This is a genomic window from Pantoea sp. Ap-870 (genome assembly GCF_011752515.1).
Classification (GTDB): domain Bacteria; phylum Pseudomonadota; class Gammaproteobacteria; order Enterobacterales; family Enterobacteriaceae; genus Pantoea; species Pantoea dispersa.
On the sequence record NZ_VWXG01000003.1, the window covers coordinates 430,455 to 442,796 of the forward strand.

Below are 12,342 nucleotides of genomic sequence, written 5' to 3' on the forward strand. Positions count from 1 at the left end.
CTCAGACATAGCAGTTTAAGATGCAGTCATTCCCCCTGCAATACGGATGACAGCCATGAAGATTGTGCATTACGCCACCGCAGAACAACTCGCGCACTGCTACCCGCTGATGCGTGCGCTGCGCGGGCGGCTGGCGGATGAGGCGCAGTTTATCGCCCAGGCGCAGCGTCAGCAGGCGCAGGGTTATCGCCTCGCCGGGATCGAACATCAGGGAGAGCCGGCGGTGCTGGCCGGTTATCGCCTGCTGGAAAATTTTATCCACGGCAGCTTCTGCTACATCGATGACCTGGTGAGCGATCCCGCGCTGCGCGGTCAGGGCTTCGGCGCCGCGCTGCTCGACGGCTTAGCGGTGCTGGCGCGTGAGTACGGCTGCCACCGTATGGTGCTGGATACCGCAATCAGTAATACCCGGGCGCAGGCGTTTTATCAGCGCTGCGGCTATCAGGCGCTCGGCCTGCATTTTTATCGCTCTATCGTATGAGGAATCACTGCATGAATGTGCTGCACATTAAAGTCAGCCCGGATCTGGCGGGATCGGCGTCGCGCATCGCCTCGGCGCGTCTGATCGAAAAGCTGCACAGCCGCCATCACGATCTGCACGAGACGGTGCTGGATCTGGCGCAACAGCCGCTGCCGCATCTGGATGCCTTCACCATCAGGGCTTTTTTTACCCCACCGGAGGCGCGTGATGAAGCGCAGCGTAACGCCATTCGCACCTCGGAACACCTGGTGGATCAGCTGTTTGCCTGCGACACCCTGGTTATCTCATCGCCGATGTGGAACCTCGGGCTGCCGTCGGTACTGAAAGCCTGGTTCGACCATATTACCCGCGCCGGCCGCACTTTCGCCTTTACGCCTGAAGGCACCAAAGTCGGGCTGGTGAGCGGCAAAAAAGTTTACTGCGTGATGGCCAGCGGCAGCGTGTTTGCCCACGGGCCCTTTATGCAGGATGACCAGTTCACGCCGTACGTGCGCGCGGCGCTGGCGTACATCGGCATCAGCGATGTGCAGTTTATCCGCGTCGACGGCACGCACGACCCGCTCAGCCGTGCCCGCGCGTTACCCGAAGCACTCGAAACCATTGAACGTCTGTTCTGACGGAGGAAAATCATGACTCAACGCGTTAACCATTTCAAAACCACCCCGGCGCTGGCCAAAGCGATGTCGGATTTGTCGAATAGCGTCGCCAGCGCGTCGCTGGAGAAGTCGCTCAGGCATCTGGTGGATATCCGCGCCTCGCAGCTCAACCACTGCGCGTTCTGCCTCGATATGCACATCAAGCAGGCGGCGATTGACGGCGAGCACGAGCTGCGGCTGCACCATGTGGCGATCTGGCGTGAATCGCCGCTGTTCAGCGCGCGGGAGAAAACTGCCTTTGCCCTGACCGAAGCGCTGACGCGCATTGGTGAGCACGGCGTTGACGAGGCGCTGTACGGCGAGCTGCGCGCGCACTTCTCCGAGGTGGAGATTAGCGAGCTGACCTTTAAGATCGCGGTGATCAATACCTGGAACCGGCTGATGATCCTGTCGCAGATGGCCCCCGGCGCGCTCGACAGCGCTTACGGGCTGGATCGTGCTGATTTGCGGTAATTTTTATCGCCAGTGGCTGCGGCTGCTGGCGATAGCATGTTTTTCTGCGCGCCCTGACGCTATAGTGAAGTTTTGCACCACACAGGACACCGCGCATGAAAGGCATCAACATTGCGATTTACTTCGATCCCGACCTGATTCGCATCTGCGTTCACCAGCCGGATGACAGCTACCTCAGCCAGACGTTTCATTACGCCGACAGCGTGATTGAGGAGATCTATCAGTGGCTGGAGCAGTTCACGCCGGGTCGCACCCACATTTGCCTGATTGAGCACGACACCGCCGATATCCTCGCCGATGAGCTGGTGGACAATGGTTATCACGTGCATCAGGTGAGTCAGCATGCGCTGCTCAGCTGGTTCGCCAGTGAACCGCCCGCCACGCCGGACGGCTCGCCGGTGCGCGCGCTGCTGCGCTATCTGGAGAACGAGAAGCCGGCAGAGTATCAGTCACGCACCCCGCAGATTGAAGCGCTGATGGAGTTGCTGGATGAGCTGGACGATCTGGAAGGCGTGGAGAGCGAGGAAGATGAGGATAACCTGCCGGATAACGTGCTGCGCCTGATGAAGCAGAAGAAAATCAGCGCCAGCGACGCCGCCCAGCGCCTGCTGCCAGACGTGAATGAACGCATTCGCGAGCATCTGATTCATTATCCCGAGCTGATGACGCCGGATTTGCTGGAAGATTTTTTCCCCGAGTTGCTGGAAGCGATGGAAACGCCGAAGCATTGATGCTGTCCAGGTGCGCATAAATGCGCACCCTACGAAAAAAATCGGTGCACAGGATACTGTAGGGTCGCCATTCATGGCGACCGTTGCGCTGGCAGCTGCGCGCATAAATGCGTAACCAACAGGATTTTCATTGCGTTACGCGGTCATGGCGGTGCGCATAAATGCGCACCCTACGAAAAAAATCGGTGCACAGGATATTGTAGGGTCGCCATTCATGGCGACCGTTGCGCTGGCAGCTGCGCGCCTGATATTAACCAGGGAATAAATCATGCTGGAACTGTTCAAAGCCATCGGGCTCGGCCTGGTGGTGATTTTGCCGCTTGCTAACCCGTTAACCACCGTGGCGCTGTTTCTCGGCCTCGCGGGTGACATGAACTTTCAGGAACGCAATCGCCAGGCGCTGCAGGCGTCGGTCTACGTGTTCCTGATTATGATGGTCGCCTGGTATGCCGGTAACGCGGTGCTGCACACCTTTGGCATCTCGATTCCCGGCCTGCGCATGGCCGGCGGACTGATTGTCGCCTTTATCGGCTTTCGCATGCTGTTCCCCGCCAAACCGGTCGGGCATTCGGTGGAGGCCAAACACAAGCTGGATGAACTCGACGCCAGCGACGACCCGCGCGAAACGGTGAATATCGCCTTTGTGCCGCTGGCAATGCCGAGCACCGCCGGACCGGGCACCATCGCGATGATCATCAGTTCGGCCTCGACGGTGAAAGCCGGCGTCGATTTCCCCGCGTGGGTGGTAGCCATCGCGCCGGTGCTGACGTTCCTGGCGGTGGCGGTGATTTTATGGATTTCGCTGCGCAGCTCCGGCGCCATCATGAAGCTGGTCGGCAAAGGCGGCATCGAAGCGATTTCGCGCCTGATGGGGTTTTTACTGGTGTGTATGGGCGTGCAGTTTGTCATCAACGGCGTGCTGGAAGTGGCGCACACCTTTCATTAAACAATAAAAAATCGCACCGTACGGTAGCGGTGCGATTCATCGCACAATGCCCGACATCACACGACGCCGGGCATTGCCATCAGGACAGCGCGCCAGATCGCGCCGCTAGGTTTTAGTGCAGCGTTTTCCGCACATCCGCCACCTGTTCTTTCGTCACTGCCGGCGCGTGGTTGCTCCAGCCCTGACGAATAAAGGTGGCCAGCTGCGCCACTTCATCATCGGTCAGACGATACGCAAACGGCGGCATCGCCAGCGTCGACGGCGCTTTCTCCGTTGAGGGCTGCTGCGCACCGGCCAGAATGGTGTGAATCAAGCCGCTGGGATCCTGCGCATTGACGATAGTGGCCTGATCCAGCTCCGGGAAGATCCCCGGCGCGCCTTTGCCGGTGACAAAGTGACAGGCACCGCAGTTGTCGAGATACAGACGCTCGCCTTCGGACAGATTCTTCGCCGCCGTCAGCTTCGCTTCGGTCTTCTGCTGCGCCTGCACGTCGTACGCCTGCAGCGGCGGGTTGCCGCCGAGGAACTTGAGGTAAGCGGCAATCGCTTGCAGATCGGCATCCGTCATGTGCGAGCTGGAGTGCTCCACCACCGACGTCATCTCGCCGCCCACCGCGGCTTTATCGTTACGTCCGGTTTGCAGATAATCGACAATCTCCTGCTCGCTCCAGCGTGGCACACCACGCAGCGACGGCACCTCCCAGTTATTCAGGCTGCCGCCGGCGAGGAAGCGATCGTCGCTGCTGTCCAGCGCCTTCTCGTTCATGCCGAGGCCGCGCGGCGTGTGGCAGCTGCCGCAGTGGCCGAGGCTTTCCACGATGTAAGCACCGCGATTAACCTCCGCTGACGCGCCGCCAATCGGCTGGAACGGCTTGTCTGAGGTAAACGCCCAGTTCCAGAAACGCATGCCCCAGCGCTGGCTGAACGGGAAACTCAGCTTTGTTTCCGGCGGCTGCGCGCTGTCCGGCTTCACGCCCTGCATGAAGTAGACGTACAGCGCGTGCAGGTCTTCATCGCTGATTTTGGCGTAATCCGGGTACGGCATCGCCGGGTAGAGGCGCGAGCCGTCCGGCAGCACGCCTTTGCGCACCGCATCCGAGAACTGCTGCTCGCTGTAGTTGCCGATGCCGTGCTGTTTATCCGGCGTGATGTTGGTGGAGTAAATGGTGCCGAGGTTCGACTCAATCGCCAGCCCGCCGGCGTAATCCGCTTTGCCCGCCACGGTATGGCACGCCATACAGTCGCCGAGGCGCGCCAGATACTCGCCCTTTTTAATCAGTGATGCGTCATCTGCTGCATGCGCCTGCACCGCACAGCTGCCCAGCAGCACCGCGTGAGCGATTAACAATGATTTTAATTTCATGTGCTTATGCCTGTACCAGTGGGCCGGGATTCTGCAAATAGTGCTCTTTGATAGCCTGCGCCGCCATTAGGGTAATCGCGCCGATGGTGTCGGTCGGGTTCGCCTGGAAGTTCTGCGGGAAAGCGTTACCGCCCGGCACAAACACGTTGTGCACATCCCAGCTTTGCAGGTACTTGTTCAGCGCCGAGGTTTTCGGGTTGTCGCCCATCACCGCGCCGCCCACGTTGTGGGTAGAGACGTATTTGGTCAGGTCAAAGTCAGCGCCCATCGGCAGGAAGCTCATGCTCATGCTGTCCGGATTCAGCTCTTTGGCGATATCGCCAACGATGCCTTTCAGGTGTTGCTGCAGCTTGAGCTCGTTCTGTTTCCAGTTAAAGGTCATGCGCAGCAGCGGCTGACCGCGATGGTCGGTGTAGTGCGGATCCAGATCCAGATAGATATCGCGGTACGACTGGCAGGTGGTGGTAATACTGATCTTCATCGAATGGTTGTACCACTGCTCCAGCCCCTCTTTGTACCCCATGCCCCAGCTCGGTGTGCCTTTCGGCAGCGCGGTGCCAATCGGCGTACCGGTTGCCTGCGAACTGTGGATTTTGGCGCCGCCGAGGAAGCCGAGTCCCGGACCGTCGAAGTTGCCAGGCGAGATGTCGTTGAACATCTGACCGGTCGCGCCAGCGGTGGCGAAAGCATTGAAGTTCTTGTCTTTGAAGAACAGCGTGGCGCCGCCGTTGGAGAGAAACGCATAGTTACGCCCGACGACACCCTCTTCGGTAATCGGGTTGTAGGGCTTGCCGATGCCGGACAGCAGCATCAGGCGCACGTTATACAGCTGGAAGCTGGAGAGCACTACAATCTTCGCCGGCTGGAACACTTCGTTGCCGTCAGCGTCGAAATAGAGCACGCCCTTCGCGGTTTTGCCGTCGTCGTGCAGCACCACTTTGTACACTTCCGCATGCACTTCATAGGAGAAGTTCGGCATGCGCTTCAGCGCGTCCATCACCGCCGTCTGCGGCGAGGCTTTTGAGTAGTTCAGGCACGGATATTTCGAGCAGTAGCCGCAGTAGTTGCAGGGAGCGATCTGGTTGCCGTACGGGTTTTTCCACGCGCGCGAGACGCACGCTGACGGGTTCGGGAACGGATGATAGCCCAGCTTCTTCGCCGCCTCTTTGAACATCACATTATTCAGCGTATCGTCCAGCGCCGGCAGCGGATACGGCTCAGAACGCGGGCCTTCAAACGGATCGCCGCCTTCCAGAATCTGCCCGCGCAGGTTGCCGGTGGTGCCCGACTGGCCGCAAATCAGCTCAAACTTGTAAAAATACGGCTCGATCTCATCCCAGGTGAACGGGAAGTCCATCACGCGCATGTCATCCTGCAGGATGCCGGGCTTATAGGCCTGATCAACGTAGGTTTTCAGTTTGATATCGGTGGGCGTGGGGCGAATCAGTACCGCCGTCCAGTGCATGCCCGCGCCGCCGACGCCGGTACCTGGAGCAAATGCGCCCCATTTGCGGGTTGGCAGCGCCGTCTGGTCCATGTTGTAACGCACGGTGACCGCCACTTCTTTTGGCGTGGCGAACACTTTGTTGCGCACGTTATAGGCGTACTCATCGGCCGGTTTCGGGTAAGCGAAATCCGGGTAGTCGCGCTCGCCGCCGCGCTCAAGGGCGCGTACGTCCAGACCGGCCATTGCCAGCTCGATGCTCATCAGCGAGCCGGCCCAGCCGAGGCCGCACACCACGACGTCGACTTCTTTCTTTGTAATCTGTGCCATGTTTTTCTGTCTCACATACCAAATACGGGGATTCAGGCGCGTTCGCCCATCAGGCTGACCGGTCCGAGCGGATACGGTACGTTGTGTTGCTTCACCCACTCGGTGAAGCTGGCGCGTGCCCCCGGGAAGCCGATGGCGATCCAGGCTTTCATGCCTTTGTTGCCGCCGTACATCGGGTCAGCGAGGTAGCCGTGTTTGGTATCGGAAAGCAGCTGGCTGAAGAACTGCGAGGCTTTCAGGTTCGGTTCGCCCAGCGCGGCGAAGTCGATACCGTCGTTTTTATTCACTTTGGTCAGCACCGCGTCTTTCTCTGCCAACGTCAGCTGAGAGAACGCTTTGTAGTAGGTGCTCTGCGTCCACTGCTCCACCAGTTTGATGCCGGTGCGATACATCTGCTGCGGCGTGAACGGGATCTGATAGCCCATGGTGGCGGGCGCGTGCACGTCAAACGGCCCCTGCAGGTAGATCTCTGCGCCAAACTCAGGGCTGTGCAGCTGCTGGTCAATGAAGATCGGCACGTTGGTTTCCAGCGCACCCGGCGCTTTGCCGTTGCCGCCGGCAGGGATCAGGCGATCGGTCGCGGCCAGAATAAATTGCCACTCCTCAGCGCTAAAAAAGATCGGTTTATAGTCGGCAAGGTCCGGTGCTGCCATTTCCGCAGCCTGGGCTGCAGTCAGTCCTTTTAAAACCAGGTCGCTTAATGGCAAAGCCAGCAACGACCCAAGTAAAAACTTACGTCTGGTGGTCGGTTTTTCTAAAAGCATGGCGCGACGACTCTCACTTGCTAAGAAAGGGAATTATTTTTGTTAATAGATTTATAAATCGGCAAACAAGCTGGCAATCTTATGGATACAGATATTTCAGGATGTAAGCATTAAATTAGAAATGTGTTTTGATGAGAAACCATCAACCTGACGAAAAGTCGCCAGGCGCTGTGGACGCGCTTTCGCAGCGGGAATTGCGCTTTTAACCGTACAAATGCCAGGAGATTAGCGCCAGAGACTGGGCAAATGACTGAAACAAATCGGCGTGAGAAATAGTCGCTAAGCTTAATTAATCAGAAAAAATCATACTTCCATACCAGAGCTTATTCTTATCTATAACCGCTTATTGGCTCAATGCGCAACGTCTGAGCGGTTTATTTCCTGAATATGGCAGCGCGCGCACAAAATAACCGATTAGTTAATTGCCGGTATTAATTGTTATTTCCGGCACAGCTCAGAACAAACCGGCATTTAGCCAGCAGCGCGACAGCGATAAAGTCGTCGCATCAATTACTCAGGATAATCATGATGCGAGCACTCTTATTGTTCTTCACCTTATTCAGCAGCGCCTTTGCCCTGCAGGCCGCCACGCCAAAAGACACGCTGGTGGTGGCCGTGCCGCTCGACGGCATTATCAGCTTCGACCCGGCAGAAAGTTTTGAGACCGTCAGCAATAGCGTGCAGCGCAACATTTATCAGACGCTTGTAGAGGCCGATCGCGATGCGCCACAAAAACTCGCGCCGCTGCTCGCCACCTCATGGCAGCCCGGCAGCACGCCGCACAGCCTGGTGTTTAACCTGAAACCGGATGCGCATTTCGTCAGCGGTAACCCGGTGACCGCGCGGGACGTGGTGTTTTCGCTGACGCGCGCGGTTCAGCTCAACAAAGCCCCGTCGTTTATTCTCGCTGAGTTTGGCTGGACGGCGGACAACATCGCCAGCCAGCTGCGGGTTGTGAACGATCATCAGCTGGAGATTCAGTGGCCGGCGCAGATTGGTCAGGACCTGGCGCTGCGCCTGCTGACCGCGCCGGTAGCCTCGGTGGTGGACAGCAAAACCGTGCAGCAGCACATCATCGCCAACGACAGCGGCAACGGCTGGCTGCACACTCATTCCGCGGGCAGCGGCGCATTCAGCATCCAGCAATATGTGCCGCAGCAGGCGCTGGTGCTGAGCGCAAATCCGCACGCCAGCCCGCAGCCGCAGCTGAAACGCATCCTGCTGAAAGGCGTGGCCGATGCCGGTGCGCGCCGCCTGCTGATTCAGCAGAGCGATGTCGATGTGGCGTACCAGCTGGGCCCGGACCAGATCGATGCGCTGAAAAACGACCAGCAGTTGCGCATTGAGGCATTCCCGTCGAGCCTGGTCTATTACCTGGCGTTTAATACGCAAAACAAAGCGCAGCCGGCGCTGGGTAATCCGGCGCTGTGGCAGGCGGCGCGCTGGCTGGTGGATTACAACGCCATTTCACGCGATCTGCTGAAAGGCCAGTACCGTATTCACCAGAGCTTCCTGCCGCAGGGCTTTGACGGCGCGCTGGAGAATCAGCCGTTCCATTACGATGTGGCCAAAGCCAAAGCGATCCTCGCGCAGGGCGGTATCAGGCCCGGCAGCAAATTCTCGCTGACGGTGATCAACCAGCCGCCGTACATCGACGTGGCGCAGGCGCTGCAGGCCAGCTTTGCCAAAGCCGACGTGCAGATTGAGCTGCAGCCGGTGGCGGAATCGGAACTGTGGAGCAAAATGCGCGGACGTGATTTCCAGTCGATCTTTATTTACTGGGGCGCCGACTATGTGGATCCGAATACCAACGCCAGCGCCTTTGCCTATAACGTGCCGGGCGGCTCTAAAACGCTGGCGTGGCGCGTCGGCTGGGAGATTCCCGAACTGAGCGCGCAGACGCGCACCGCAGCCGGTGAGAGCGACGCCAGCCAGCGCCGCGCGCTGTATACCGCACTGCAACAGCGCGTACAGCAGGATTCGCCGTTCGTGGTGATGCTGCAGGGCGCACAGCAGGTGGCGGTGCGCAATAATGTCAGCCACGTGCAGCAAGGCATCGGCGTGAGCCTGCTGTTTTTCGATGCGGTAGAGAAGAGGTAGGTTGGTGCGCGCTGCCCCTCATTCCAGCCTTCTCCCGCCCGCGGGAGAAGGGCCGATCGCGCGGGCAGCAACCGGAACTCCCCTTATTTTTCACCCAAATATCCCTCTCTCTCCCGCGCACCGCTTGCTATTCTTTGAGTCATTACGCAATGCCGGAGAGCGCAAACATCATGACTACCCCACTGCTGATCGCCCAGACGCCTGACCTTCAACTGCATCTGCTGCCCGCCATGGCTAACCGTCACGGACTGATAACCGGTGCGACCGGCACCGGTAAAACCGTGACGCTGCAAAAGCTGGCAGAATCCTTCTCCGCCATCGGCGTGCCGGTGTTTATGGCCGATGTCAAAGGCGATCTTTCCGGCATTGCGGCCGCGGGCGACGGCTCGGAAAAGCTGCTGGCGCGGCTGGCGAAGATTGGTGTCACCGACTGGCAGGCGCAGAAAAATCCGGTGATGCTGTTGGATATCTTCGGCCAGCAGGGCCATCCGGTGCGCGCAACGGTGTCCGATCTCGGCCCGCTGCTGCTGGCGCGACTGCTCAGCCTCAATGAGGTGCAGTCCGGCGTGCTGCAAATTATCTTCCGTATCGCCGACGATCAGGGCCTGCTGCTGCTGGATTTCAAAGATTTGCGCGCCATGACGCAATACATCGGTGATAACGCCAAAGCGTTTCAGACGCAGTACGGCAATATCAGCAGCGCCTCGGTGGGCGCCATTCAGCGCGGCCTGCTGGCGCTGGAGCAGCAAGGTGCCGAACACTTCTTTGGTGAACCGATGCTGGATATCCGTGACTGGATGCGCTGCGACGCTGACGGCAAAGGCTTCATCAATATCCTGGCGGCGGAAAAGCTTTATCAGCAGCCGAAACTCTACGCCACCAGCCTGCTGTGGCTGCTGGCGGAACTGTATGAACAGCTGCCGGAAGCCGGCGATCTGGAAAAACCAAAGATGGTGTTCTTCTTTGACGAAGCGCATCTGCTGTTTAACGACGCGCCGCCGGTGCTGCTGGAAAAAGTGGAACAGGTAATTCGCCTGATTCGCTCGAAGGGCGTTGGCGTGTACTTTGTCACGCAGAATCCGGCGGACATTCCGGATAATGTGCTCGGTCAGTTGGGTAACCGCGTGCAGCATGCGCTGCGTGCCTTCACGCCGAAAGACCAGAAAGCGGTAAAAAGCGCCGCCGAAACGATGCGCGCCAACCCGGCGTTTAATACCGTGGAGGCGATTCAGGCGCTGGGCACCGGCGAGGCGCTGATCTCCTTCCTCGATGAGAAAGGCAGCCCGTCGATGGTGCAGCGCGCCATGGTGATCGCGCCAGGCTCGCGCATGGGGCCGGCCACTCCTGATGAACGCAACAGCCTGATTAACCATTCGCCGCTGTACGGTAAATACGACAGTGCCGTCGATCGCGAATCGGCGTTCGAAATGTTGCAGCAAGGCGTACAGGCCGCGCCGCAGCAGGCTGATGCGCCGCCCGGCAAAGGCAATAGCGTGGCGGTGGATGACGGCATTCTGGGCGGGCTGAAAGAGATTCTGTTCGGCAGCACCGGGCCGCGCGGCGGCAAGCGCGACGGCGTGGTACAGAGCGTGGCGAAAAGCGCGGCGCGCCAGGTGACCAATCAGATCATCCGCGGCGTGCTGGGCAGTCTGCTCGGTGGACGCCGCCGTTAATCGCCCTCTGCTATGATCGTGGTATGGATAAATATCAACAATTAAAACGGAGCAAGCGTCTGGCCCTGTCGCTGCTGCTGATTGCCGCCGCGACCTTTGTCGTGACGCTGTTTCTGCCGCCCACGTTCTGGGTACTGGGGCTGAAGGCGATTGCCGAAGCGGCGATGGTCGGCGCGCTGGCCGACTGGTTTGCGGTGGTGGCGCTGTTTCGTCGCGTGCCGGTACCGTTCATCTCGCGCCATACGGCAATCATTCCACGCAACAAAGATCGCATCGGCGAGAATCTTGGCCGCTTCGTGCAGGAGAAGTTTCTCGATACCGATTCGCTGCTGGCACTGATTCGCCGCCACGATCCGTCACAGCTGCTGGCGCAGTGGCTCAATACGCCGGGCAACGCCGATCGCTTTGGTCGCCATCTGCTGCAGGTGATGCGCGGTTTCCTCGATCTTACTGACGATCAGCGTATTCAGCGCTTTTTGCGCCGCGCGGTGCATCGCGCACTGGATAAGGTCGATCTGACCCAGTCCAGCGCGCTGCTGCTGGACAGCCTGACCAAAAACAATCGCCACCAGGAGCTGCTGGACGCTGCTGTGCAACAACTGCTGCGTCTGCTGCACAAACCCGGCACGCGCGAGTTTATCGCGCTGCAGATTGTGCGCTGGCTGAAACGCGAACATCCGATCAAGGCCAAAGTGCTGCCGACCGAATGGCTGGGCGAACACAGCGCCGAGCTGGTCGCCAACGCGGTGGATTCGATTCTGGATGAAGTGGCGCGCGACCAGGGCCACGAATTCCGCCTCGGTTTTAACCGCGCGGTACAGCGCCTGATAGAGCGACTGAAAAGCGATCCGGAGATGGCCGAACGGGCTGAGACCATCAAATACTGGCTGAAAGAGGATGAGTCGTTTAACCGTTATATCGGCGAGCTGTGGCAGGACCTGCGCCGCTGGCTGAAGAGCGACCTCAACAGTGACGATTCGCGCGTGCAGGAGCGGGTGCGGCTGGCGGCGCTGTGGCTGGGCGAAACGCTCGCCGCCGATGAAGCACTGCGTACTTCAATGAATCAGCATCTGGAAGACGCTGCGCGCAGTGTCGCGCCGGAGTTTGCGGCTTTTCTCACCCGTCACATCAGCGATACGGTGAAGAGCTGGGATGCGCGCGAGATGTCGCAACAGATTGAGCTGAACATTGGCCGTGATTTGCAGTTTATCCGCATCAACGGCACGCTGGTGGGCGGTACCATTGGCCTGGTGCTGTTTTTGCTGTCGCAGCTGCCGGGCTGGGTGCAGACGTTGCGCTAACGGTGCGGGCATCGACCTGGTTACCATGAATAAAAAGGTCGCCATGAATGGCGACCCTACGGTAACGGTGCGGGAATGACAGGGGCGTCCTGAATCGCGC

Annotated in this window: 11 protein-coding genes; 8 read left to right on the top strand and 3 right to left on the bottom strand. The window is 59.1% G+C overall.

Features of this window, described 5'->3' with window-relative positions; genetic code table 11:
• Window positions 1-55 precede the first annotated feature (55 nt).
• From F3J41_RS11090 to F3J41_RS11110, 5 genes are all read left to right on the top strand, one after another.
• Window positions 56-481: a GNAT family N-acetyltransferase gene (locus F3J41_RS11090; RefSeq protein WP_166711147.1), complete on the top strand. Its 426-nt coding sequence runs from the start codon at window positions 56-58 to the stop codon at window positions 479-481.
• Window positions 482-492: 11 nt separating this feature from the next.
• The gene (locus tag F3J41_RS11095; RefSeq protein WP_166711149.1) at window positions 493-1,098 is read left to right on the top strand and encodes an FMN-dependent NADH-azoreductase; all 606 of its coding nucleotides are present in this window, start codon (window positions 493-495) and stop codon (window positions 1,096-1,098) included.
• A 12-nt stretch (window positions 1,099-1,110) separates the two neighbouring features.
• Window positions 1,111-1,590, top strand: coding sequence for a carboxymuconolactone decarboxylase family protein (locus F3J41_RS11100; protein ID WP_021506730.1), 480 nt, complete (start codon window positions 1,111-1,113; stop codon window positions 1,588-1,590).
• Window positions 1,591-1,685: 95 nt separating this feature from the next.
• Window positions 1,686-2,321 (top strand): hypothetical protein, encoded by a 636-nt coding sequence (locus F3J41_RS11105; RefSeq protein WP_021506729.1) that lies wholly within the window; start codon window positions 1,686-1,688, stop codon window positions 2,319-2,321.
• 268 nt (window positions 2,322-2,589) lie between these two features.
• Window positions 2,590-3,267, top strand: a complete 678-nt coding sequence (locus tag F3J41_RS11110; protein ID WP_166711151.1) for a MarC family NAAT transporter — start codon at window positions 2,590-2,592, stop codon at window positions 3,265-3,267.
• A gap of 112 nt (window positions 3,268-3,379) precedes the next feature.
• On the opposite strand, the gene F3J41_RS11115 is transcribed toward F3J41_RS11110, so the two are convergent.
• Genes F3J41_RS11115 through F3J41_RS11125 form a run of 3 tightly spaced genes read right to left on the bottom strand, consistent with a single transcriptional unit; the run spans window position 3,380 to window position 7,168 of the window.
• Entirely contained in the window at window positions 3,380-4,630 is a 1,251-nt protein-coding gene (locus F3J41_RS11115) for a cytochrome c (RefSeq protein WP_166711153.1), read from the bottom strand.
• Window positions 4,631-4,634: 4 nt separating this feature from the next.
• Entirely contained in the window at window positions 4,635-6,404 is a 1,770-nt protein-coding gene (locus F3J41_RS11120; protein ID WP_021506726.1) for a GMC family oxidoreductase, read from the bottom strand.
• Window positions 6,405-6,436: 32 nt separating this feature from the next.
• A complete protein-coding gene (locus tag F3J41_RS11125; RefSeq protein WP_166711155.1) occupies window positions 6,437-7,168 on the bottom strand; it encodes a gluconate 2-dehydrogenase subunit 3 family protein in 732 nt (243 codons plus the stop codon).
• Between the two features lie 525 nt (window positions 7,169-7,693).
• Here F3J41_RS11125 and F3J41_RS11130 point away from each other — a divergent pair.
• From F3J41_RS11130 to F3J41_RS11140, 3 genes are all read left to right on the top strand, one after another.
• The gene (locus F3J41_RS11130) at window positions 7,694-9,268 is read left to right on the top strand and encodes an ABC transporter substrate-binding protein (protein WP_371815464.1); all 1,575 of its coding nucleotides are present in this window, start codon (window positions 7,694-7,696) and stop codon (window positions 9,266-9,268) included.
• Between the two features lie 170 nt (window positions 9,269-9,438).
• Window positions 9,439-10,941 carry a helicase HerA-like C-terminal domain-containing protein gene (locus F3J41_RS11135; RefSeq protein ID WP_166711157.1) on the top strand — a complete coding sequence of 501 codons (1,503 nt, stop codon included), beginning with the start codon at window positions 9,439-9,441 and terminating at the stop codon, window positions 10,939-10,941.
• Between the two features lie 23 nt (window positions 10,942-10,964).
• A complete protein-coding gene (locus tag F3J41_RS11140) occupies window positions 10,965-12,242 on the top strand; it encodes a DUF445 domain-containing protein (RefSeq protein WP_166711158.1) in 1,278 nt (425 codons plus the stop codon).
• Window positions 12,243-12,342 lie beyond the last annotated feature (100 nt).

What these genes read in the sequence shown, in the direction of transcription:
- F3J41_RS11110 (WP_166711151.1), top strand. Translation starts at nt 2,590, where the DNA reads ATGCTGGAACTGTTCAAAGCCATCGGGCTCGGCCTGGTGGTGATTTTG.
- F3J41_RS11095 (WP_166711149.1), top strand. Translation starts at nt 493, where the DNA reads ATGAATGTGCTGCACATTAAAGTCAGCCCGGATCTGGCGGGATCGGCG.
- F3J41_RS11125 (WP_166711155.1), bottom strand. Translation starts at nt 7,168, where the DNA reads ATGCTTTTAGAAAAACCGACCACCAGACGTAAGTTTTTACTTGGGTCG.
- F3J41_RS11105 (WP_021506729.1), top strand. Translation starts at nt 1,686, where the DNA reads ATGAAAGGCATCAACATTGCGATTTACTTCGATCCCGACCTGATTCGC.
- F3J41_RS11100 (WP_021506730.1), top strand. Translation starts at nt 1,111, where the DNA reads ATGACTCAACGCGTTAACCATTTCAAAACCACCCCGGCGCTGGCCAAA.
- F3J41_RS11140 (WP_166711158.1), top strand. Translation starts at nt 10,965, where the DNA reads ATGGATAAATATCAACAATTAAAACGGAGCAAGCGTCTGGCCCTGTCG.
- F3J41_RS11120 (WP_021506726.1), bottom strand. Translation starts at nt 6,404, where the DNA reads ATGGCACAGATTACAAAGAAAGAAGTCGACGTCGTGGTGTGCGGCCTC.
- F3J41_RS11130 (WP_371815464.1), top strand. Translation starts at nt 7,694, where the DNA reads ATGATGCGAGCACTCTTATTGTTCTTCACCTTATTCAGCAGCGCCTTT.
- F3J41_RS11135 (WP_166711157.1), top strand. Translation starts at nt 9,439, where the DNA reads ATGACTACCCCACTGCTGATCGCCCAGACGCCTGACCTTCAACTGCAT.
- F3J41_RS11115 (WP_166711153.1), bottom strand. Translation starts at nt 4,630, where the DNA reads ATGAAATTAAAATCATTGTTAATCGCTCACGCGGTGCTGCTGGGCAGC.
- F3J41_RS11090 (WP_166711147.1), top strand. Translation starts at nt 56, where the DNA reads ATGAAGATTGTGCATTACGCCACCGCAGAACAACTCGCGCACTGCTAC.